This window comes from Chryseobacterium sp. (assembly GCF_022869225.1).
GTDB lineage: Bacteria > Bacteroidota > Bacteroidia > Flavobacteriales > Weeksellaceae > Chryseobacterium.
This window is the reverse complement of the sequence record NZ_JALIHL010000001.1, coordinates 3,960,736-3,982,423: the sequence shown is the minus strand read 5'-3', so window position 1 is coordinate 3,982,423 and position 21,688 is coordinate 3,960,736. Positions and strand designations below refer to the sequence as shown.

The following is a 21,688-nucleotide window of genomic DNA, read 5'->3' as shown; positions in this document are numbered from 1 at the left end:
ACCTATGAAGAAGACAGAAATTGTCAATATTTTCACAAAAAAAACACTGGGCCTTACATTAGTCCTTTCAGCTGCAGCAATGGCTTTTGCACAGGAAAAAGCTGAAGTTTCAGGAATCATTGTCAATAAGAAGAACCAGCCTGTACCCTACGCTTCCGTAACATTTAGCAATAAGGCGAATAAAACATTAAGCGACGCTGTACTGACTGATGAAAAAGGACAGTATCAACTGCAGCTTGTTCCCGGAGATTATGATATTACAGTAGAGGCTATTGATTACAAGAAAAGCATACTCCATAAAAATATTACCACAGGAAATATTGGCGCCTTATCTATAGAACCAGAGGCGACCACTACTTTAGATGGAAAAACTCAGGAATTACAAGGCGTTGTGATTACTGCTTCAGCTGCTAAGCCTTACAAAGTAGAGCTGGATAAAAAGACGTATGATCCTTCACAGGATATTGTCAGCAAAGGAGGAAGTCTTCAGGACGTTTTAACAAATGTTCCTTCGGTTTCTGTAGATACTGATGGTACTGTTTCCATGAGAGGAAGCAGCAATGTCAAGTTTTTGATCAACGGAAAGCCATCTTCGCTTCTTGGAATAGATGATGGAGCTAATGCTTTACAAAGTATTCCAGCTGATCAGATTGAAAGAATTGAAGTGATTACCAACCCATCTTCAAAATTTGAGGCAAGCGGAACTTCCGGGATATTAAATATCATTCTTAAAAAGAGCAAGAAAGTAGGGTTTAACGGGAGTGTAGTTGGAACTTTGGGATATTTTCCAAGAACAGCTCTGAATACCAATTTAAGCTGGAGAAAAAACAACTGGACATGGTTTCTGAATGGCGGCGGCGGCTACACTGAAAACAGAACAAAGAATAATTCAGAAACTACATATCATAATATTGCTTTTCCTACAATAGATCCCAAAACAGCAATAGAAGACGTTCCTAATGTACCTGTTCATCAGCTTCAAAATTCCACCAACAAGACTTATAATAAAAATTATAACGTAAGTGCAGGTTTTGTATATGAACTTTCTGAGAAGACTTCCATCAATTTAACAGGTCTTGTAAGAACATTTGAAGGAGATGGCAATGAGCTTTTGGATACCTATGACAGCTTTTACCGTTATACCGGTAACCCGGCAAACTTATGGGCATTAAACAACTCATTTGGGCAACGAGACTCTAAAAGCGTGTTCAACAACCTTGCCTTTCAGGGAGATGTGGGATTAGACCATAAATTTGATGACAAGGGCCAGAATCTATCGGTATCATTGAGTTTACAGAGAAACAGAAGCGACAATAACGCGAATATTCTGGAAACCCGTGATGATGTCCCATTACTGGAGGATATTACCCGAAGACATTCTGTGAGTAAAACGGTTATCGGAAAAGCGGATTACGAATTACCGCTAGGTGAAAAGTCTAAGCTTGAGGCAGGATACAGATTAGATGTCAATGACAATACCTATGATAATTTTGTAAGCAGTACTTCCAATAATCCTTATATAGCGGATTATAACAACAATACAGATTACAGGGAAATGTTCAACGCTTTTTATCTTCAATTTAGAAGTAAAATCGGAAATTTCGGTTATCAGCTAGGATTAAGGGACGAGCTTTCCAATGTTACAATCAACTATGCCAATCAAAACCCTGATAAAGCCCCGATAGATAAGACTAAGAATTACAACAATTTATTTCCAAGTGTGTTCTTAAGCTACGATGTATCAAAGAACAACCAGATTTTAGTTAACTATTCCCGAAGAATAGACAGACCGAGATCTTTCTTTATGGTTCCTTTTCCGAACTACAGCAATAGCCAGAATATTTTTGAAGGAAATATTGACCTGAACCCTTCATATGTAGATTCTTATGAAGTAGGTTACAACATTACCAGAAAGAAATTTACAATCAACCCAACTCTATATTACAGACATGCAAAGGATGACACCAAAATGTTGGTCTACAGGCCTGATGAAAGTTTGGGTGTTTTCTATACAAAACCGATTAACCTTGGTAATGACGACCGCTATGGTCTAGACCTTAATTTCACCTACGATCCTTTTGCATGGCTGAAAATAATGGGTAGCCTGGATATGTTTGGATATAAAACTACAGGAATTGCCTATTATGATGCAAAAGATGTAAACGGGGTTGCAAAAACAGGTTTTATGGACTTCACAGGGAATGGATTCTCTACGAGAGCACGTCTTAACACCACATTCAAACTTGATAAAACCTTAAGTGTACAATTACAGGGATTCTATAGAGGGGCACAAAAATCGGCCAACCAAAATACCCAGGACATGTATGCCCTGAACCTTGGAGCTTCAAAAACCATCTGGAAAGGAGACGGAACAATTTCATTTAATATTCAGGATATCTTCAATACAAGAAGCAGAGAGATTTTCAGCTTTAATGACGATTATACCCGAAGAAACTATATGCAGTGGCAGCCAAGACAGTTTTCTATTTCTTTAACCTATAGATTTAAACAAGGTGAAAAAATAGAACAACCTAAAAAGAAAAAAGATATTAATTCTAATGCAGCCGGCGACGACCAACAAGGCGGCCCAATGTAATAAAAACAAAATCCCGAAAATGCTTTCGGGATTTTTTATTTTTTATTTTACAGTTTCAGTTTTTGAAGCCTTTTCTTTTTCCGCTTCATAAATTCTTTTTCTTAAATCACTGGTAGAAAACCTGTGATCTCTTTTGTTATAAAAGATCTCTATTCCTTTTTCTTCGCAATACTGCTTACCTGTAAAATCCTTATCCATATAATCATCCCCGATGATTCTTACATCGATGACAAAAGATTTTAATATGTCCAGTAAATCTTCTTCTGTATAATAAGGTATAATCTCATCTACAGCATTTACTGCCTTCAACTGAATGTATCGCTCAACGATCGTTTGGCTGGGTTTGTTTTTGTTCGGACGGTCGTGTGACGGATCAATCTGCAGTCCAACGATTAAATAATCGCATACCGTTTTAGCTTCCTCAAGCATTTTAATATGCCCTGCGTGCAGCAGGTCAAATGAGGAAAAGGTAATACCTATTCTTTGTGTCTTCATATTAATAGTAAAAGTTAAAACTTCGCTGAAATAAATGTTCTTTTAAATGGATAAAAAACCGGTGATTCAGGGAAGATGTTTTGTAATTCTGTTTTATAATCGTTTTTAAATTGTTGTTTCATATCATCAGGAAGCCTTTCGATATAAGGAAGCATAGCTGTTCCCGAAGCCCACGTAAATACGGCTTCAGCATTTTCAAGGACATGCGGGAATACTTTTTCATAAACGGTAATTTCCCTCCCTTTATTGTCAAATAATATTCCTGCGTAGTCTTCTATTTTCAAGACAGTATAAGCCCTTTCCCAGGAGTTATATGCTGTTTTATACGGTTCTGTTCCTGCAATCTTCCTGAGCAGCTGATGTACTGTGTACTCGTGATTCGACGGAATCTGTACCGCTAGCTGTCCACCTGCTTTAATTTTGCTGATCATCCTTGGGAAAAGTTCTTTATGGTTCTCACACCATTGAACGGCCGCATTGGAAATCACCAGATCATAGGTATCCCCCAGATGAAGCTGTTCTTCGATACTTCTTTTCTCAAAGGTCAGCCTGCTCGTTTTAAAATGAGCCGCTTTTTCAAGCATCTCTCCGGATGAATCTATTCCTAAGACTTTAGAATCTTCAAGATAATCTAAAAGCTTAGAAGTAAGCTCGCCGGTTCCACACCCCAAATCTATAACGGACAGACCGGATTTTGATTCAACCAGTTTCAGCAAATCAAAAAAGGGAGCCGAACGCTCTTCTTTAAACTGGTCATATACTTCAGGATTCCAAGCCATATTATTTTGGTTTAAGAGTTTCTAGAATTCAGATATTTCTGCCATTCCCACGTCGTTCTTAAAGATTCTTCCAAAGAAGTTTCGGATTTCCAGCCGAGCTCTTTCTCAGCTTTACCGGGATCGGCGTAAGCAATCATAATATCACCTTCTCTACGGGCGCAAACCTGATAAGGAACTTCCACATTATTAGCTCTCTCAAAAGCCTTCACCACATCCAAAACTGATGATCCCTTTCCTGTTCCCAGATTATAAATATCTATCACGGCTTCTTCAGACTGATCTCCGATCAGTTTTTTCAACGCGGCAACATGGGCTTTTGCCAGGTCAACAACATAAATATAGTCACGAACCGCCGTTCCGTCTTCTGTGGGATAATCATCTCCCCAAATACTTAGTTTCTCACGAATTCCTGCGGCAGTCTGCATCACGTAAGGAACCAGATTATTGGGAACTCCAATCGGTAATTCTCCCATGATCGCAGAAGGATGGGCCCCAATCGGGTTAAAGTATCTCAATAGTGATATTTTTCGGCGGTATGCTTTGGCAAAATCAATCAGGATCTCCTCTCCCATTTGTTTTGTTTTGCCATATACACTTTCAGGCATTTTCAGCGGAGCAGTTTCATCAATCGGCATTACATCAGCCTGTCCGTACACGGTGCATGATGAGCTGAAAATAAAATTAGAAATCTCTCTCTTTTTAAATTCCTGAAGAATATTGATAAGGGTAAACAGATTATTTTCATAATAATCTACAGGCTTTACCTGGCTCTCTCCTACCGCTTTTGAAGCAGCAAAATTGATACATCCATCAATCTGATGGGCATCAAAAACCTGTGAAAGCAGCTCTTTACGCTTTAAATCAAAAGGATAAAAAACAGGCTTTTTGCCTGCAATTTCCTCAATATTATTTAAAATAAATCTTTCTGAATTGGATAAATCATCCACTATAACAACTTCAAAGCCGTTATTGAGAAGTTCTACTACGGTGTGAGAACCAATATATCCAAGTCCTCCTGTAACAAGTATTGCCATTTTTATTTTAATCTTTGTGTTTTCCTATGTCTTCTATTTCGTTGACTTCTTTGTGCCTTTTTACTTTATATACATTTATAATGATCAAAATTAATACAAATAAAACTAAAAATTTTAAACTAAAATGTCCTGAAACATTATACCCGTTTAAAATTCCAAATAATAAGGGATAACCTAAGATAACTATGGATAAAGATAAACTAAGGTTCAAAAATAAAACAGCTTTATCATATTTTTCAATCAAGTTAATAAATGCAAATGCATTAATAATAATTGAAGTACAAATAATTAACGTTTTAAATATGCTGAAATCGTTAAATAATCCCAGCACTGAAAAGGCTGATCATTACAGCTAAGTAATATGCCAGCCTATATTTAAATATCTTTTTTTTCATTATTTCATAAACTCAAGCACCGCATCCGTAATATACTTTAGCTGCTCTTCGTCTAATTCCGTATGCATCGGTAAAGAAATTACCTGATCCAAAAGCTTGTCTGTATTCACAAAATCCGCATCATTGCTGTCCTGGAAATAAGCTTTCTGCTTTCTTAAGGCAACCGGATAATAGATCATTGCCGGAATCTCTTTCCCGGTAAGGAATTTTTGAAGTTCATTACGTTTTCCGTTCAGAATTCTCAAAGTATACTGATGGAATACGTGGGTAGAGTTCTCAGCTCTTTTTGGCGTAAGAATATCCGGATGGCCTGCAAAAGCCTCATCGTAGAAATCTGCAGCCTTTCTTCTCGCTTCATTATAAGAATCCAGGTGAGGAAGCTTTTTTCTTAATACTGCCGCCTGGATACTGTCTAAACGGGAGTTTACCCCTACTTCATCATGATAGTATCTTTCGTACATTCCGTGGTTTACGATTCCTCTTAAACGGTGCGCCAGCTCATCATTATTGGTGAAAATAGCACCCCCATCCCCATAGCATCCCAGGTTTTTGGAAGGGAAGAAAGAGGTTGTACCAACAGTAGCCATTGTTCCGGCATATTTTACAGTGCCGTCAGAGAATGTATATTCTGCACCGATTGCCTGCGCATTATCTTCGATGACGTATAAATTGTGTTCCTCAGCAATCTTTAGGATTTCCTCCATATGGGCACACTGTCCGAATAAATGTACCGGAATAATGGCCTTCGTTCTTGGCGTAATCGCCTTTTTTAACTCTTCGGTTGAAATTGTAAATGTATCATAGTCAACATCTACCAAGACAGATTTTAATTTCAGGAGGTGGATTACTTCTACGGTAGCAGCGAAAGTAAAATCAGCTGTAATAACCTCATCTCCTTCCTTCAGATCTAACGCCATTAGCGCAATCTGCAGTGCATCTGTCCCATTGGCACATGGAATCACATGTTTTACCTCTAAATAAGACTCCAATTCATTCTGGAAAGACTTTACTTCAGGACCGTTGATAAAAGCTGCCGAATCCATTACATTTAAAACTGCATTGTCTACATCATTCTTTATTTTGTAATACTGACTTTGCAAGTCAACCATCTGAATTTTTTCATAAATAAATATTTCTGTAAAAATAAGGAATTTAAAATCCTATCAAAAATTTTATTGATTTTGTTTTTATCTTTATACAAAATAATGCTATGAAAAAAATTCTACTCTTTTCTCTGTTAATAGGTTACTGCAGTGTGTCAGCCCAGACACAGCTCGTTTTTGTTCATTTCACAGATAAACCTAATAAGGCGGCCTTCTTTGCCAATCCGCTTTCCGAACTCTCCCAAAAATCCCTGAACAGGCGTACTGCACTGGGAATTGCCCTTAATGACCAGGATGCTCCTATTGAACAGTCTTATCTCCAGAACCTTCAGAATATGGGATTTACTGTTACAGATTATTCCAAATGGCTTAACGGAGCCACCGTCAACGCTACCCCGGCACAAATTGCAGCGCTACAGGCACAACCTTTTGTACTTTCTGTAGAAAGTTTTGCCAGAAATGCATCAGGAGGAACCAAAATAACCCCTGCCGGTCAATGGAAAAACAACTCAAATGTCAATAAAACACTTACCAATTTTGACTACGGAGCAGGTGCAGTACAGATAGACCAGGTGAATATAAGACCTCTGCATCTGGCGGGATATACGGGGACAGGAGTTTCCATTGCGGTTATTGATGCAGGATTTCCATATGTAGATACCGGATCTGCATTTTCAAGATTACGGACCAATAATCACATAAAAGCCGGATATGATTTTGTTACAAAAACCAATGACATCTACAATGCTTCTTTAAGCGGACACGGCTCTGCTGTTTTGGGAGCTATTGGAGGATACTTGGAAAACACATTTGCAGGATCTGCCCCTGATGCTGATTTTTATCTTTACCGCAGTGAAAATGCTGCCGTAGAAATCCCTGAAGAGGAAATATACTGGATAGAAGCGGCTGAGGAAGCAGACAGAAAAGGAGTAGAAATCATCTCATCATCCTTAGGGTATAATGTTTTTGATGATTCCCGGTACAATTACAGCTACACCGATATGAACGGAACAACCTCCTTCATTGCCAGAGGAGCACAAATTGCCTCCGAAAAAGGGATTTTTGTTCTTGTAGCTGCAGGGAATTCCGGGGCGCTACCGTGGCATTACATTTTAACACCGGCAGATAACGCGAATGTATTCACTATCGGAGCTGTAGATGCTTCAGGAAATTCTTCAGGATTCTCTTCGTATGGCCCCAATTCTTCAGGAGCCATAAAACCCGATGGAAGCGCTCAGGGAACCGCTACAACAACAGTGGGTAACAATACAACTTTTACAGTCAATGGAACTTCCATTGCCACTCCTATTGCCTCGGGAGGGGTTGCATGTCTGATTCAGGCGTTTCCGGCCATGAGCAGGGAACAGATCAAACTAAAATTAAGACAATCTGCATCTCTTTATCCCAACCATACCGACCAGATGGGATACGGCATTCTCAATTTCGGAAGCGTATTGAATACTTTAAGGGTTTCTGAAACCGTAAAAAAAGTAATGGTAACCGTATATCCTAACCCTGTAAAAAATATTCTGAATGTAGCCTCTGATTCTGAAATAAAAACATTGGAAATCTATGATAACCTGGGAAGACTGATCAGAAAAAATATGAATCAGACTTCTATCAATGTAAAGGATTTTGCAAAAGGGACCTACTATCTAAAAATTCAGGCCAATGATAAGGTGTATTTTGAAAAGTTTATAAAAGATTAATCGTTTTAATTTCTCGCAGACCAGGCAGATTGAGCAGATCAAACATCTGCGGGATCTGTACAATCTGTGGGGAATATAAAAAACAAAACGGGCTAAGGCCCGTTTCTATTGATAACAGGTATTCCCTGTATTCCTAACAAACTATGCTGAATTTCTGCTGGCATTAATATTTCCGAATAATGAACGGGTCACCAGTTTTTCATAGGCTCCTTTATTCCCTTCCCCTTTCTGGATCTTCATCAATGCATATTGCTGGATACTCAACAGCGGAAGTACTATTTTTTCACGGATCTTTACTGATTTCCGCGATAGCGGATCTTCTTCCTGAAGCATTTTGAAGCCCGTCAGCTCCAGCATAATCTCTTTTGAAAGTTCGTATTCCTCAAAAAGGATGTTCCAGAATGCCCCGAATTTAGGATTGTTTTTGATGTAATAGGTCAATGGAAAATATGACTTATTCATGCTCATCATTGAGTTCAGCACTAAAGTTTTAAAGAAATCAGAACCTTTGTATAATTCTTTTACCTCTTCAAACCTTCCCTGTTCTTTCATCTGCTGCATGGCATATCCAAAACCGAAAAATCCGGGAACGTTTTGCTTTAACTGTGACCAGGAGCCCACAAACGGAATAGCTCTTAAATCTTCAAATTTCAGCTCACTGTCATTCCCTCTCTTGGACGGGCGGCTTCCGATATTGGTTTTACCGTAATATTCCAGGGTACTCATTTCCTGCAGATAAGGAACAAACATCGGATGGGCTTTCAGGTCAGAATATTTCTGATAACTGATATCAGCCAGTTCAATAATCAATGCTCTTTCTTTTTCTGTAAGATCTTTTTTAGCATTTTTAAATACATCATTTTCCACTCCGGCAGTCAGCAGCTGTTCGAAGTTATATTTTGCCTGTTCTTTGTTTCCGAAAATACTGGTAATGGTCTGCCCCTGAATAGTCAGTTCTATTTTATTGTTGGCAATTGTTTTTCCCTGTGAAGCATAGAAATCGTGGGTTTTGCCTCCTCCTCTTGCAGGCGGGCCTCCCCTGCCATCGAAAAAGACCACTTTAATATTATTTTCTTCAGAAAGCTTTGTCAGTACCTCTTTTGCCTTATAGATTTCCCAGTTGGCTTTCAGATATCCCCCATCTTTGGTTCCATCAGAGAATCCAAGCATAATGGTCTGCTGATTTCCTCTTCTTTCAAGATGCTTTTTATAAACCGGATTCTGATAGAGCTCATTCATGACATTTTCAGCATTGGCAAGACCTTCCATCGTTTCAAAAAGGGGAACGATATCCATATTGATCTCTTCGTCTTTATATCCGCATACTTTAAAGAAAGCATAGACATTCATCACATCTTTCACCGCGTCAGAATTGGAAATGATATAGCGGTTCATACCTCTTAATCCGTTTAACCGCTGGATTTCCGAAACCTGTGAAACGGTCAGTAAAGTATCTTTTACAATATCCTCAAAATCATTGGCATTTACTTTTTCTGAAAGCTGGACCAGCTGACTGAATTTCTGTTCAGCATCAGCATTCTCATTGCCGTATACCTTTGCAAAAACCTCATCAATTACCTTCTGATGAATTCTGCTGTCCTGACGGATATCTAACGTAGCAAAGTGGGTTCCGAAGATCTTCACCCGGTCTCTGAAATTGGCTAAAAGATCTAAAAATAAAGAATTATGTTCGGTGACCAGTATTTTCTCCGCTTCATCTGCTCTTTTTAAGATATCTTCTGCCGTAATGCTTTGTCCGTCAAAAATAGCGGCATACAGCTCTTCACTCAGCTGTGTTAAAACCTCTGCAACGCCTCTAAAGCTCAACCTTCTTCTGATATACTTCAAATGGCTGTAATAAGACTTCAGAATTGCCGAGCGGAGCTCTTCCGCTACTCTTTTCGTAACATCAGCAGTGACAAATGGATTTCCATCCCTGTCTCCTCCCGGCCAGAAACCAAGCTGGATAATATCTTCGTGAAGATGAAAATGCCCGTTTCCGAAAGTCTTTTTGATCTTCGTAAACAGCTCGCCAATCGTATCGTAATAAACATACCTGAGGTATGAAATAATGCTCAACGCCTCATCTATCGGGGTTGGTTTTTCTTTATTTACAAATGGGGTTTTTCCCAGCTGCTGCAGGAGCGTATCGATCTGTGTGACAGAATCATTGGTGATTGCCCCTCTCAAATCCTGAATAATTCTCTGTACTGAACTTGGATAAAACTGGGTCGGGTGAGCGGTAAACACCACCTTTACCGTAAAATCTTTTAACTTTTCGCGTACTTTTTCAATTTTATGATCCTGATAAGAACGTTCAAAGAGATTCGTCACCGTTCCGTTATCGCTTTCGGAATGAAGATTCGGAAAAGCAGCATCTTCAATACTGTCAAACAAAACGACCTGTCTTTCTATATACTGAATGATTTTAAAAAGCAGTTCGAGTTTCTGCTCCTCGGTCTGAAGATCGGTATGGTTTTTAAAAAACTCTTCCACAATTTCTTCGGGAGTTTTTCCGGCATCATAGCCCGTCCTGCTTTCTTCATAAAGAAACGGAAGGAGCATTCCGATATTCGTCATTTTATCATAGGGCAGGCTCATAAATAATGAATTGTAGATCTGGAATTTATTCTCCACGATCTGCCTGAATTTTTCTGCGCGTTGGTCGTGTATCATATAACAAATGTAAGTGATTTTGAAATTACATGAATTGACAAATGACAAAATTTGAAAGCGAAAACCAAAAAAAATATTAATTTTAATTTTTTAGGAAAAAAGATAACACACCTCATACTATTCTCACTTTGATATTTAATTCAAACTATCATCATTTGGTTGAAATCTACTATTTGCTGCGGTTCCGGATATCCTTGGAACAGAAGTATTTTTTTATGAATTTTCTGTAAATTGAGTCTAAAATGTATCTTCGCAAAAAATTTAACCAAAGATGAAATTCGGAATTATTTTTTACACGATTTTAGGAATTTAGCCTTATTCACAGGTATTTATCTACTGCAATATTTTATTCCTCTTTCTATTATTTTTTTCATTGGTGCATTTATCAATGTAGTTTTCATTCATAAAGAATATGCTCTTCATAAAAGTGATAAAATGGAATATAACGAAAATTCAATTCCTGATGAAATTATAGTCAAATATTCGCGTTCGGGTAAAATTATCGCTACTGCTACTTACAGCATGTTTATGATTCTGGAGCTATTTTTTCTTTTAGGTCTTAAGTTCAAATTCAATGGAACAGCAATATTTGTATTACTTATACTTCTTGGATTTACTGACTATTTTATTTTTAAAATAATTTCAGAAGTCAAAAAAATATCACAAATTATTATTTCCATCAATGGAAAAGGAATTCCGATAAAAAATAACACGAGGTATTTGTGGAATGAAATTCAACTTGAAAAGATTATTGTAAAACGTCTGGTAAGCCGTGAATCTAAACACGATTATTAACCTGAAGTAAATTATTTATATTGTTTTCATAACAACGAAAAAATAGAAATCAACATCGATGATTTTGATATCACAGATGATCAGCTTGCACAGGTTTTGAAAATATTTAGAGCTCGTTTTAATAATTCAGGTGTAATATAGTTTTGATTACAAAACATTAATAACTAATTTTACTCTTCACACTATCCATAATCCATGAAAAAAATATTCTTCTTATTATTAATAGCTTTTATTTTCACAGCTTGTGGAGATAGCTGTTATAATGCTCCTCAGCCGATAGTTTTTAAGTTTGTGGATTCTAATGGTGAGAATCTCATTGCCAACGGAACATTGACAACCTATTCAGTTCAAGATGAAAATAATGTTAATGTGCAATTAACCAAAACATCCGACAATATGGTTATTTTAGAAAATGTAGGTACCTATAACGGAACAAAAAATTATACATTTTATTCTAATATTAAAAACCTTGATTTTTCCATCCAATCATCGGAATTTAAAGGAGGTTGTGATGGCTATCAAATCAATAAATTAACATTTACAGGTATAGATATTGATGTAACTGATGACAAAGGGTATTATAAAATTATATTGAAATAATTCTCTTTTCTAAATTTGCACTGAAAACACTTTCTCTATGAAGATAATCATCCCATTTTCCCTGATCTTATCCAATCTGATTTTTGCACAGATCACGGTTCCCGATGATTATAAAAAAATTCCGGATATTCTGGATACCGTTGATTATCTCTATCCGTTCATTGTACCGGATAAAGAGTATGAATACTGGAGAGTGCTGAGTAATGATATTGATCCAGAAAAAGCGGTCATCTATGAAAGTCAGGCACCGGATTTTATGACGATCAATGAGCCTCTACCTGAAAAAGGATTCTTTCAAAAATGTATAGGCAACCATTGTTTTTCATATATTCTCGCCTGTAAAAAAGACAGGTCTGTATATTTTTCCAATGAACAGCAGCTAAGGGATTTTATCGGAACCGTTGACAATCTGCCGGAAGCTCTTTTAATAGCAAAAACTTACGGCTATTCGGTAGATACAAAAAATCTTTTTACAGGTGCTTATAAAATGAATGACCGTCATATTTCCCTATATGTTGTACAATCTAAAGGATGTCCTGTCACCAAAGAATCTTTTGTGATTAAAATCAATAGGAAAACCGGAAAACTTGAAGCCAAAAGCAACGGAGTTTATTCAAAAAGCGGGGAATGCCCTACTCTATAACAGCGTTTATAATTGATTTGAAAACGCTAAGACGCAAAATGGGTTGCCTGCCTGACGTTTTAAGAGGCAAGGATTTTATCTCCGAGAAATTGAATATCGTTATTAGGTAAGCTTTTAATCGCCACGAATGCACGAATTGTTTTATCCATACATTCGCGGCAAAATAAATTAACAGAAGAGTTCCTACTGAAAAATCTACAGGATAGATGATGAAACCTGATTCCCTTGCGTTTTTTCTCAGATATTGACAGCACCCTGTCCTGAGGCTATCAAATAGGCTTCTTTCAGAGTTTCGGAATAAGTGGGATGGGCATAAGAAATACGGAACATATCCTCTGCTGTCACCTCATATTCCTGTGCAATAACTCCCTGTGCGATCAGATCTGCAGCTCGCGCGCCTATGATATGAACTCCTAGAACTTCTCCATATTTCGGATCTACCAAAACTTTGGCAAATCCGTCTGTATCCATAGAAGCTCTTGCCCTTGCGCTGGCAGAAAATGGAAATTTTCCTACAGTATAGGCGATGTTATTTTTCTTAAGATATTCTTCAGTGTGACCTACAGAAGCCACTTCAGGCCAGGTATATACCACAGAAGGAATACGGTCATAATGAATGCGATGGTTTTGTCCATTAATCGTTTCCGCTACCAAAACACCTTCTTCTTCCGCCTTATGAGCTAACATCGCTCCACCAATCACATCACCGATCGCATAAATATGGGATACCGCTGTCTGATTGTTTTCATTCACCTTGATAAATCCCCATTCGTCCAGCAGTACATCTGTATTTCCCAGACCTAAGCCTTTTACATAAGGACTTCTTCCAACCGCTACCAAGACATATTCTGCATCCAGCGTATTCTCTGTACCATTTTTATCTTTAAAAAAGACTTTGGCTGATGAACCCAGGCTTTCAGTTTTATATACTGCCTGATTCAAACGGATATCAATTCCCTCTTTTTTCAGGATTTTCTGAAGATTTTTTCCTAATTCATGATCCATTGTCGCGATCAGGTTATCAGCATATTCAAGAATGGTCACCTGTGTCCCGATCCGGTTAAAAATGGAGGCCATTTCCACTCCTATTACTCCTCCTCCAATAATTACCATAGATTTTGGTTTTTCGTTCAAAGCCAATGCTTCGGTAGAGGTAATAATTCTTTGTTGATCTATTTCCACTCCCGGAACGGTTGAAGGCTTTGAACCCGTGGCAATGATATAGTTCTTGGCTGTAATCTCAACCGTCTCTGTTTCATTATCCACTTTAATGGCAGTATTGTTTATAAAACCTGCTGTTCCCTTCAGGCGGGTAATGTTGTTTTTATTCATCAGAAAATTCAGTCCGTCTGTATTTTTTGAAACCACTTCAGATTTCCTTTGGTACATCCGGGAGAAATCCAGTTCTATCTGATCCAGTATAATTCCATGTTTCCCAAACTGATGCCGGGCTTCAGCATAATGATGGGTACTGTCCAGCAAAGCTTTTGTCGGAATACAGCCTACATTGGTGCACGTACCGCCCAAGGTATCATACTTTTCTATAATTACGGTTTTATACCCCAGCTGTGCACTTCTTATCGCAGCTACATATCCGCCAGGTCCTGAACCGATTACGGCAATATCATAATTCTCCATTGTATTAATTCATTTTTTATGATTAAATTTACTTGCAAAATAAAAGCAAAATTAAAACAAACACTTTCGTTTTGCAAGTAATATGTAAAAAAATACGATCATGGCTAAAAAAAGATCAGACTGTCCGATCAGCTGCTCACTGGAGATGTGGGGCGACAAATGGTCATTATTGATTATAAGAGATCTGATGATCAGGAAAGAATGTACTTACGGGGACTTTTTGAAAGCGGATGAAAAAATTGCAACCAATATCCTCGCGTCCAGACTTCAGCATCTACTGGAAAACGGAATCATTGATAAAAAAGACCATCCGGACAACAAACTGAAAATTATATACTATCTCACAGAAAAAGGGATTGACCTTGTCCCTATAATCGTTGAAATTAATCTTTGGGGGGATAAGCATCTAACGATTCCCGAGGACAGAAAAAAACTGCTGGAAGATCTTAAAAAGGACAAGGAAAGTTTTATAAAAAAAGCCAAAATATATCTTTCCGGAAAGGCAGGTCAATAGCTTTCATGAAAATCAATCATAGTAATTTTAAAATTTCATTAACTCAATTTTCCTTTTTCATTCCGTAAATTTGGATTAAAATAAATTTAGAACAATGCTTAATTTCGAGTTTAAAAATCCGACTAAAATACTTTTTGGAAAAGGTGAAATTGCTAAAATTTCCAATGAAATTCCTAAAGACGCTAGAATATTAATGATCTATGGTGGAGGAAGTATCAAAAACAATGGTGTTTATGATCAGGTAAAGGAAGCTTTAAAAGGTCATGATCTCTATGAATTCGGCGGAGTTCCTGCGAATCCGGAATATGAAGTACTGATCAGTGCGCTCCGTTTTATTAAAGAAAAAAACATTACCTATCTTCTGGCTGTCGGAGGAGGTTCCGTGATTGACGGTACAAAATTCCTTTCTGCAGCAGCCAACTACAATGGTGAGCCATGGGAGATCCTGAGAAAACCGGTAAGAACTTTTGAAGGGGAAGGAATGCCTTTCGGAAGTATTTTAACGCTTCCTGCAACTGGTTCGGAAATGAATTCAGGGTATGTGATCTCAAGAAGGGAAACCAACGAGAAGCTGTCTTCAGGAGGTCCGGGACTTTTCCCGCAGTTTTCCGTATTGGATCCTGAAGTCATCAGGTCCATTCCGAAGAATCAGATTGTAAACGGGATCACAGATGCTTATACCCATGTTCTGGAGCAGTATATGACGGCTCCATCTTCTGCTGACCTTCAGGAAAGAATTGCAGAAAGCATCCTGATCAGCCTTCAGGAAACAGCTCCAAAAGTATTGGCAGATGACTTCAACTATGATGCTGCCGGAAATTTTATGTGGTGCTGTACCATGGCTCTGAACGGACTTATTCAGAAAGGAGTGATTACAGACTGGGCCGTACATGCTATGGGCCACGAGCTGACCGCTTATTATGGTATTGACCACGCAAGAACTTTAGCCATTATAGCCCCTTCCCATTACCGTTATAATTTTGATGATAAAAAAGGAAAACTGGCACAATATGCTGAAAGAGTCTGGGGAATCAAAGACGGGACGTTAGAGGAAAAAGCTGAACTGGGCATTAAAAAACTGGAAGAATTTTTCCACAGCCTTCATATCAAAACAAAACTCTCAGAATACACAGAAGATTATAAAGGAACTGCTGAAAAAGTAGAGAAAGCCTTCACAGACAGAAACTGGTCAGGTCTTGGAGAATATAAGAAACTGACCCCTCAGGATGCTTATAAGATTGTAGAGATGAGCTATTAAAGTTCAGAATTCTACCAAACCCACTTCAGGCAAACAGAATAGAGTAACTCATCATATAAGCGGGCATTAGTCCGCTTATATTTTTACGTATAATTTAACACGCCGTTGATTCTTCATCCGGCTTTATTTTCAGTATTTTGAGTTTCATGGGTTTAAAATTCCAAGCAATCTTTTTAAAACCATTATATTCATAAACATTTGTTTAGAAAATAGCGATTTCATTATAGATATTTCAAATTTATTTATATTTTAGCATATTCTTAAATTTGTGAAAATGAAAAAACAGCTACTTTTATTTGCCTTTTCTTCTTTGGCGCTTACTTCTTGTAAAGATGATGATGTACAAGCTTATGAAATGGATATGATGAAAGGAGATTGGAAGGAAGTCAAAAGAGAAGTAATTTCCGGAAAAGATAATAAAACGGTGCTTTCTTCCTCCACTCCACAAGGATGTGATGCAAAAAATCTACTTTTCTTCAGAACAGACTTTTATGTCAGTTATACGGCTTACTCAGGAACAGGAGGAGCAGACTGCCAGGTCAATGGAAAAAGTGAAGGAAATTTTACATATGATGCGGATGCTAAAATTTTAGGGATCAAGTTTGACAAAGATGATACGAGAAACTATAAAGTTGATATCTTGTCAAGTACTGAACTCAGAATCGCCCAGCAATTTGGCAATTATGATCAAAATGGAGATAAAATTACTGATGTCACCTATGTTACTTACAAAAGATAAATGATAAACTCCCTTTAATCGGGAGTTTTTTATTACTTTTATCTGAAATTAAAATTTGAAACTAATGAAGAAGATTCTTTCAGCATTCTTATTGCTGCTTTTTGTCATTTCCTTTTCTCAGGAAAAAAAACCAATGTTCTGGCAAGACATCCAAAATTTCAAAAAAGAAGATCAGCAGAACCCACCGCCTAAAAATGCGATCCTGTTTATAGGAAGCTCCTCTTTTACCAAATGGACGGATGTGGCGAGTTACTTCCCGGACAAAACGATCATTAACAGAGGTTTCGGAGGCTCAAGACTTACCGATCTAAATGATTTTGCAGATGATCTTTTAGCACCTTATCAGCCTAAGCAGATCATTATTTACTGTGGTGAAAATGATTTCGCAGACAACCATAACCTGAAGGCTAAAGCGGTAGTTAACCGATACAAATCCTTTTATAAAAAGATCCGTGAAAGATTCCCGAATATTGAAGTGGATTATATTTCAATCAAGTATTCTCCTAGCAGAGAACAGCTTTGGCCTCAAATGAAAGAAGCAAATAAAAAGATTGCCGCTTTCATGAAAAAACAGCCTAATGCAGCGTTTATTGATGTTACCAAAGCAATGGAAGATGCCAACGGGAAGGTAAGAAAAGATATTTTTGTAGAAGATATGCTTCATTTTAAACCGGAAGGTTATCAGATCTGGAAAAAAGTCCTGGATCCTTATATGAAATAAATGCTGCCCTCCCGGGGATCCTGAAGTCTATTATGGAATCGGCCAGATCTACTTTGCCAACTTAAAGGATAATGAAAAGGCACTTGACTATATCTGTAAAGCATACAGGATATATACGCAGCAGAAATCTCCTTAGAACTGATGCAGAAACGATGATAAGCTACATTTACAAGAATATGAAAGGGGAAGGCAAGACCGATACGTTTCATGAAATTCTGAAAAAGAATAACATTCAGTTTGAATAAAAATAAAAACCTCCCGAAATTCGGGAGGTTTTTGTCTATTTCTTTCTCTTGGATTTAGTTTTAGCTTTCTGCTGAGCTCTGTTGGCTCCAAACTTTTTAGGGGCCTTTCTTTTTGACGGGCCACCCCAGTTTTCTTTTGTATTTTTAGCTTTTTTCTCGTGAAATGCTCCTCCGCCGTCATTCAGTTTTACCTGGGCAGGATTTTTCATCACTACATCGTCTTTTTCGGAAGCGATTTTATTAGGATTGATCTTCACGCCTTCAGGGAAATCATTGTATTTTAGATCCTTGTCCATCAACAATTCGATGTCCAGCACCAATGGTTCCTCTTTCTTGGTGACAAAAGTGATTGCTTTACCGTCCTTATCCGCTCTACCGGTTCTACCAATCCTGTGGATATACTGCTCCGGAATATCCGGTGTTTCAAAATTGATAACATGGGTAATATTGGAGATATCAAGTCCTCTGGCCATTACATCAGTCGTGATCAGCCCCCTAATTTCTTCATTTTCAAATCTCTTCATGGCTTTAAGCCTGTAGTTTTGAGATTTATTTGAATGGATTACATCAAACTGCTCAGGGAATAATTCATCAATTTTAGTAAAAAGAAGGTCTGCATGTTTTTTATTATTATTGAATATCAAAACCTTAGACATATCCGTTTCATTCTTCAGCAAATATTCAAGCAGGTTGATTTTGGTATTGAAGTTTTCAACCTTATAACCGGTCTGTTCTATTTTTTCAAGCGGTGTCCCGGATTTTGCCAGCGAAATTTCAATCGGATTGGCAAAGTATTGATCCAGCATTTCATCTACCGCCTCTGTCATAGTTGCAGAGAAAAGAATATTTTGTCTCTTCTCTTTCATCATTTCAAAGATATGCGTCAACTGTGGTCTGAAACCTAAATTAAGCATCTCATCAAATTCATCAATGATCAGCCGTTGAATTTCTCTCAGGGAAATGGCATTATCAATGGAAAGGTCCATTACCCTTCCCGGTGTGCCCACCAAAATATCACACCCATCATTAAATAATAACTTTTGAGTATTGATATTCTTTCCACCATATACTCCAATAACTCTTGCAGTAATATTTTCTGTCAGTTTTTCAAGAATTTCAGTCACCTGAACTACCAATTCCCTTGTAGGAACAAGCACCAAAACAGTTGGATTCCCCGTTTTATTATATTTCCATGATTTCAGAACTGGCAAAAGATAAGCTAATGTTTTTCCGGTCCCGGTCTGTGCAATTCCCATCACATCTCTTCCGGAAAGAATAGGCTTTAAGCTTTTCTCCTGAATGGGAGTAGGCTCAAATAATTCCATATCCGCCAAAACATCAAGAATCTTAACCGGCAGCTCAAAATCTGCAAAAGTGAGTTTTTCCATTTTGCAAAGATAGGTATTAAAATGTATAATGTAAAATCAGGTTTTGGGTGGCAGGAATTAGGGGCCATGGATTAGGAAGGTCATTTCCTGTACTATGAAAGTATAGCTGGTGAACTTTTTAAAAGAGACAAGATACATAGAAATTTGACAGGACCTCAGGACTCTATAAACCAACAGGCACTTTGCTTAATCCTCAACTTTAAAGAAACCGGGAGCAAAAGATATAAAGCAGGAAACTGCAAAACCAGCAACCAGCAACTTTATACTATTTCCTTCAACTCTCTCAACTTTAATTTCAATCAATTTTAACCGTTTTACTCATGATCTGAATGTCATCATCTTCCCATTTGCTAGAGGTGATGATTACATTTCCTTTCTTTTTAGGATCTTTTTTGATAGGGAATTTATCTTCTTCCCACTGGTTACAGTGAGTGAGAATAGGATTGACTAAAGGTTTTATTCTTTCATCACGATACAAAGTGCAGATACTTAATATCCTGATGGCCAGCAGCTAATATCTGCCCTCAGCGGTCTATTCTATTTTCTTGTCAGCCTAAGCAAAAGGATGAAAACCAAAATGACAGAAAAAATAAATCCTAAAACAGCCACCAAAGACAGCTCTCCTATTCGCGGCCCGGATTCCGAAGCGAAAACAATAGCGGTAGCCACTATATTGGCCCCTAATATCACCGCCAGAATCAGATTGGTGATACTGGACTTTATCAGCTGGTTGGTCTTTTCTATATTTTTTATCTCACCGGAGACCGTAAATTTATTTTCATCCAGTTTCTGAAGGACAGAGCGAAGTTCTTTAGGAATCTCATCAACATTATCTGTGAAATTCATCATCCTGTCCATTCCTGTTTTTAAAAGGTTTTTAGGACTGATCTTTTTCGTAAATATCTTTCTCGTATAAGGATGAAGGCTTTTAACAATATCCAGATCCGGATTGATGTTTCTTCCCACCCCTTCTATCAGGCTTATGCCTTTAAACAAAAGATAAAAATAGTCCGGCATATACAACCTGTTGTCCTTTAAAATATCTTTCATTTTATTGATGATCACCTGAACATGGATATCCTGTAAAGAGGAGCTGTGCACAAAATTCAGAATATCCTCCACATCGCTTTCAAATCTTCTTTCATCCGGAATCTCATAGCTTATGGCCATTTTCTTGAGATAACGGACTATTTTATGAGGGTTTTTAGCGACAAAACTTACGATCAGGTTTTCGAGGATCTCTTTATCATTGGGCTGAATCTTTCCCACGGCACCAAAGTCGATGAAAACAATTTTTCCATCTTTTTTCACTAAAATATTTCCGGCATGCGGATCAGCATGAAAAAAACCGTAATCTAAAATCTGGGAGACAAACAGCCTCAGCCCTTCTTCCGAAACTTTAACCGGATCAATATTATGGGCTAAAAGAACAGATTTGTCCGTCACCTTTATACCGTCAATAAATTCCATACAAAGAACATTGTTGTTGGAAAATTCTTCGTATACTTTCGGAACGTAGGTTTCTTTATTATTTTTAAAATTGAGACGGAACTGCTGGATATTGTTTTTTTCGTTAATCAAAGAGACCTCTTCCAGTAATGATCTTTCAAAAGTAGAAATTGCCTGTTTTAGGTTAAGCTTTTCACCAATTTCAGAATAGGCCGATAAAAGGCGCTCCAAATCCTTGATCAAAAGCAGGTCATCTTCAATAACCGCCTGTACATCAGGTTTTTTAAGCTTTACAATCACCGGAACCCCATCCTTAAGAACAGCTTTATATACCTGTGCAATAGATGCCGTGGCCAAAGGTTCTTTTTGAATTTCCAGAAAATGATCTTTCACAGAGATATTGAACTCATTCTCGAGAATTTCCTCCACATCCATATCTACAGTTTCCACTTTATCCTGCAGTTTCTGTAATTCCTGAATCAATTCCGGCGGCAGAAGATCTTCCCTGCTGCTGAATGTCTGTCCAAGCTTTACAAAAGTAGGTCCCAGCTCTTCCAAAGCCAGTCTGATTCTTTCATAAACGGTCCCTTTTGAAATGATTTCATCAGAATTTCCGGAAGTTTCCTCCTGTTTATTTCCCCCATTCATTCTGGCCAGCATATCTTTAAAACCGTACTTACTTAATACGGAAATCAATCTGGCAGATCTTTTCAGTTTTCTTTGCTGCTTGTCAAACATAGTGTATAGATAGTGAGTGCAATTTACTCCAAAAACTATTCCTAATGCTATTTTTATGTTGAAATGGCAAGTTAAAATCTTTAACAAAATACTATTATAAAAAAGACTTATTCCAATAATGAAATAAGTCTTCGATATATTTTTAAAAAACTTCTTTTTGATTTATCCGACCG

18 protein-coding genes are annotated in these 21,688 nt (G+C 37.6%); 9 read left to right on the top strand and 9 right to left on the bottom strand.

Going from position 1 to position 21,688, the window contains the following annotated elements; all coding sequences use genetic code 11:
• Positions 1–4 precede the first annotated feature (4 nt).
• Positions 5–2,596 carry a TonB-dependent receptor gene (locus MUW56_RS18605; RefSeq protein WP_292014593.1) on the top strand — a complete coding sequence of 864 codons (2,592 nt, stop codon included), beginning with the start codon at positions 5–7 and terminating at the stop codon, positions 2,594–2,596.
• A 42-nt stretch (positions 2,597–2,638) separates the two neighbouring features.
• Here the strand turns inward: MUW56_RS18605 and MUW56_RS18600 are convergent, their stop codons facing one another.
• From MUW56_RS18600 to MUW56_RS18585, 4 genes are all read right to left on the bottom strand, one after another.
• Entirely contained in the window at positions 2,639–3,091 is a 453-nt protein-coding gene (locus tag MUW56_RS18600; RefSeq protein ID WP_292014592.1) for an adenylyltransferase/cytidyltransferase family protein, read from the bottom strand.
• A 14-nt stretch (positions 3,092–3,105) separates the two neighbouring features.
• Positions 3,106–3,870 (bottom strand): methyltransferase domain-containing protein, encoded by a 765-nt coding sequence (locus tag MUW56_RS18595; RefSeq protein ID WP_292014591.1) that lies wholly within the window; start codon positions 3,868–3,870, stop codon positions 3,106–3,108.
• Positions 3,871–3,881: 11 nt separating this feature from the next.
• Complete coding sequence (gene galE, locus MUW56_RS18590; RefSeq protein ID WP_292014590.1) at positions 3,882–4,904, bottom strand: UDP-glucose 4-epimerase GalE; 1,023 nt, start codon at positions 4,902–4,904, stop codon at positions 3,882–3,884.
• A gap of 394 nt (positions 4,905–5,298) precedes the next feature.
• Positions 5,299–6,408, bottom strand: coding sequence for a DegT/DnrJ/EryC1/StrS aminotransferase family protein (locus MUW56_RS18585; protein WP_292014589.1), 1,110 nt, complete (start codon positions 6,406–6,408; stop codon positions 5,299–5,301).
• 101 nt (positions 6,409–6,509) lie between these two features.
• On the opposite strand from MUW56_RS18585, the gene MUW56_RS18580 reads away from it, so the two are divergent.
• Entirely contained in the window at positions 6,510–8,111 is a 1,602-nt protein-coding gene (locus tag MUW56_RS18580; RefSeq protein ID WP_292014588.1) for a S8/S53 family peptidase, read from the top strand.
• Between the two features lie 141 nt (positions 8,112–8,252).
• Here MUW56_RS18580 and MUW56_RS18575 read toward each other — a convergent pair whose 3' ends face one another.
• The gene (locus MUW56_RS18575; protein ID WP_292014587.1) at positions 8,253–10,787 is read right to left on the bottom strand and encodes a phosphoenolpyruvate carboxylase; all 2,535 of its coding nucleotides are present in this window, start codon (positions 10,785–10,787) and stop codon (positions 8,253–8,255) included.
• A 435-nt stretch (positions 10,788–11,222) separates the two neighbouring features.
• On the opposite strand from MUW56_RS18575, the gene MUW56_RS18570 reads away from it, so the two are divergent.
• The 3 genes from MUW56_RS18570 (at position 11,223) to MUW56_RS18560 (ending at position 12,825) form a co-directional block, all read left to right on the top strand.
• Positions 11,223–11,582 (top strand): hypothetical protein, encoded by a 360-nt coding sequence (locus tag MUW56_RS18570; protein ID WP_292014586.1) that lies wholly within the window; start codon positions 11,223–11,225, stop codon positions 11,580–11,582.
• Positions 11,583–11,777: 195 nt separating this feature from the next.
• Positions 11,778–12,182: a hypothetical protein gene (locus tag MUW56_RS18565; protein ID WP_292014585.1), complete on the top strand. Its 405-nt coding sequence runs from the start codon at positions 11,778–11,780 to the stop codon at positions 12,180–12,182.
• Between the two features lie 37 nt (positions 12,183–12,219).
• Positions 12,220–12,825 carry a hypothetical protein gene (locus tag MUW56_RS18560; protein ID WP_292014584.1) on the top strand — a complete coding sequence of 202 codons (606 nt, stop codon included), beginning with the start codon at positions 12,220–12,222 and terminating at the stop codon, positions 12,823–12,825.
• Positions 12,826–13,062: 237 nt separating this feature from the next.
• On the opposite strand, the gene lpdA is transcribed toward MUW56_RS18560, so the two are convergent.
• On the bottom strand, positions 13,063–14,463 hold the full coding sequence (gene lpdA / locus MUW56_RS18555) for a dihydrolipoyl dehydrogenase (protein WP_292014583.1): 1,401 nt from the start codon (positions 14,461–14,463) through the stop codon (positions 13,063–13,065).
• 100 nt (positions 14,464–14,563) lie between these two features.
• On the opposite strand from lpdA, the gene MUW56_RS18550 reads away from it, so the two are divergent.
• From MUW56_RS18550 to MUW56_RS18535, 4 genes are all read left to right on the top strand, one after another.
• Positions 14,564–14,977, top strand: coding sequence for a helix-turn-helix domain-containing protein (locus tag MUW56_RS18550; RefSeq protein ID WP_292014582.1), 414 nt, complete (start codon positions 14,564–14,566; stop codon positions 14,975–14,977).
• Between the two features lie 94 nt (positions 14,978–15,071).
• The gene (locus MUW56_RS18545) at positions 15,072–16,235 is read left to right on the top strand and encodes an iron-containing alcohol dehydrogenase (protein WP_292014581.1); all 1,164 of its coding nucleotides are present in this window, start codon (positions 15,072–15,074) and stop codon (positions 16,233–16,235) included.
• A gap of 274 nt (positions 16,236–16,509) precedes the next feature.
• The gene (locus MUW56_RS18540; protein WP_292014580.1) at positions 16,510–16,974 is read left to right on the top strand and encodes a lipocalin family protein; all 465 of its coding nucleotides are present in this window, start codon (positions 16,510–16,512) and stop codon (positions 16,972–16,974) included.
• A 64-nt stretch (positions 16,975–17,038) separates the two neighbouring features.
• The gene (locus tag MUW56_RS18535; protein WP_292014579.1) at positions 17,039–17,695 is read left to right on the top strand and encodes a GDSL-type esterase/lipase family protein; all 657 of its coding nucleotides are present in this window, start codon (positions 17,039–17,041) and stop codon (positions 17,693–17,695) included.
• Positions 17,696–17,975: 280 nt separating this feature from the next.
• Here MUW56_RS18535 and MUW56_RS18530 read toward each other — a convergent pair whose 3' ends face one another.
• The 3 genes from MUW56_RS18530 to MUW56_RS18520 all read right to left on the bottom strand — a co-directional run bounded on the left by MUW56_RS18530 (position 17,976) and on the right by MUW56_RS18520 (position 21,515).
• On the bottom strand, positions 17,976–19,328 hold the full coding sequence (locus MUW56_RS18530; protein WP_292014578.1) for a DEAD/DEAH box helicase: 1,353 nt from the start codon (positions 19,326–19,328) through the stop codon (positions 17,976–17,978).
• Between the two features lie 295 nt (positions 19,329–19,623).
• Entirely contained in the window at positions 19,624–19,806 is a 183-nt protein-coding gene (locus MUW56_RS18525) for a hypothetical protein (RefSeq protein WP_292014577.1), read from the bottom strand.
• Between the two features lie 59 nt (positions 19,807–19,865).
• The gene (locus MUW56_RS18520; protein ID WP_292014576.1) at positions 19,866–21,515 is read right to left on the bottom strand and encodes an AarF/UbiB family protein; all 1,650 of its coding nucleotides are present in this window, start codon (positions 21,513–21,515) and stop codon (positions 19,866–19,868) included.
• Between the last annotated feature and the right edge of the window lie 173 nt (positions 21,516–21,688).

Excerpts from the sequence above, each read along its gene's own strand:
- MUW56_RS18605 (WP_292014593.1), top strand. The coding sequence starts at position 5 with ATGAAGAAGACAGAAATTGTCAATATTTTCACAAAAAAAACACTGGGC.
- MUW56_RS18600 (WP_292014592.1), bottom strand. The coding sequence starts at position 3,091 with ATGAAGACACAAAGAATAGGTATTACCTTTTCCTCATTTGACCTGCTG.
- MUW56_RS18595 (WP_292014591.1), bottom strand. The coding sequence starts at position 3,870 with ATGGCTTGGAATCCTGAAGTATATGACCAGTTTAAAGAAGAGCGTTCG.
- galE (WP_292014590.1), bottom strand. The coding sequence starts at position 4,904 with ATGGCAATACTTGTTACAGGAGGACTTGGATATATTGGTTCTCACACC.
- MUW56_RS18585 (WP_292014589.1), bottom strand. The coding sequence starts at position 6,408 with ATGGTTGACTTGCAAAGTCAGTATTACAAAATAAAGAATGATGTAGAC.
- MUW56_RS18580 (WP_292014588.1), top strand. The coding sequence starts at position 6,510 with ATGAAAAAAATTCTACTCTTTTCTCTGTTAATAGGTTACTGCAGTGTG.
- MUW56_RS18575 (WP_292014587.1), bottom strand. The coding sequence starts at position 10,787 with ATGATACACGACCAACGCGCAGAAAAATTCAGGCAGATCGTGGAGAAT.
- MUW56_RS18570 (WP_292014586.1), top strand. The coding sequence starts at position 11,223 with ATGGAATATAACGAAAATTCAATTCCTGATGAAATTATAGTCAAATAT.
- MUW56_RS18565 (WP_292014585.1), top strand. The coding sequence starts at position 11,778 with ATGAAAAAAATATTCTTCTTATTATTAATAGCTTTTATTTTCACAGCT.
- MUW56_RS18560 (WP_292014584.1), top strand. The coding sequence starts at position 12,220 with ATGAAGATAATCATCCCATTTTCCCTGATCTTATCCAATCTGATTTTT.
- lpdA (WP_292014583.1), bottom strand. The coding sequence starts at position 14,463 with ATGGAGAATTATGATATTGCCGTAATCGGTTCAGGACCTGGCGGATAT.
- MUW56_RS18550 (WP_292014582.1), top strand. The coding sequence starts at position 14,564 with ATGGCTAAAAAAAGATCAGACTGTCCGATCAGCTGCTCACTGGAGATG.
- MUW56_RS18545 (WP_292014581.1), top strand. The coding sequence starts at position 15,072 with ATGCTTAATTTCGAGTTTAAAAATCCGACTAAAATACTTTTTGGAAAA.
- MUW56_RS18540 (WP_292014580.1), top strand. The coding sequence starts at position 16,510 with ATGAAAAAACAGCTACTTTTATTTGCCTTTTCTTCTTTGGCGCTTACT.
- MUW56_RS18535 (WP_292014579.1), top strand. The coding sequence starts at position 17,039 with ATGAAGAAGATTCTTTCAGCATTCTTATTGCTGCTTTTTGTCATTTCC.
- MUW56_RS18530 (WP_292014578.1), bottom strand. The coding sequence starts at position 19,328 with ATGGAAAAACTCACTTTTGCAGATTTTGAGCTGCCGGTTAAGATTCTT.
- MUW56_RS18520 (WP_292014576.1), bottom strand. The coding sequence starts at position 21,515 with ATGTTTGACAAGCAGCAAAGAAAACTGAAAAGATCTGCCAGATTGATT.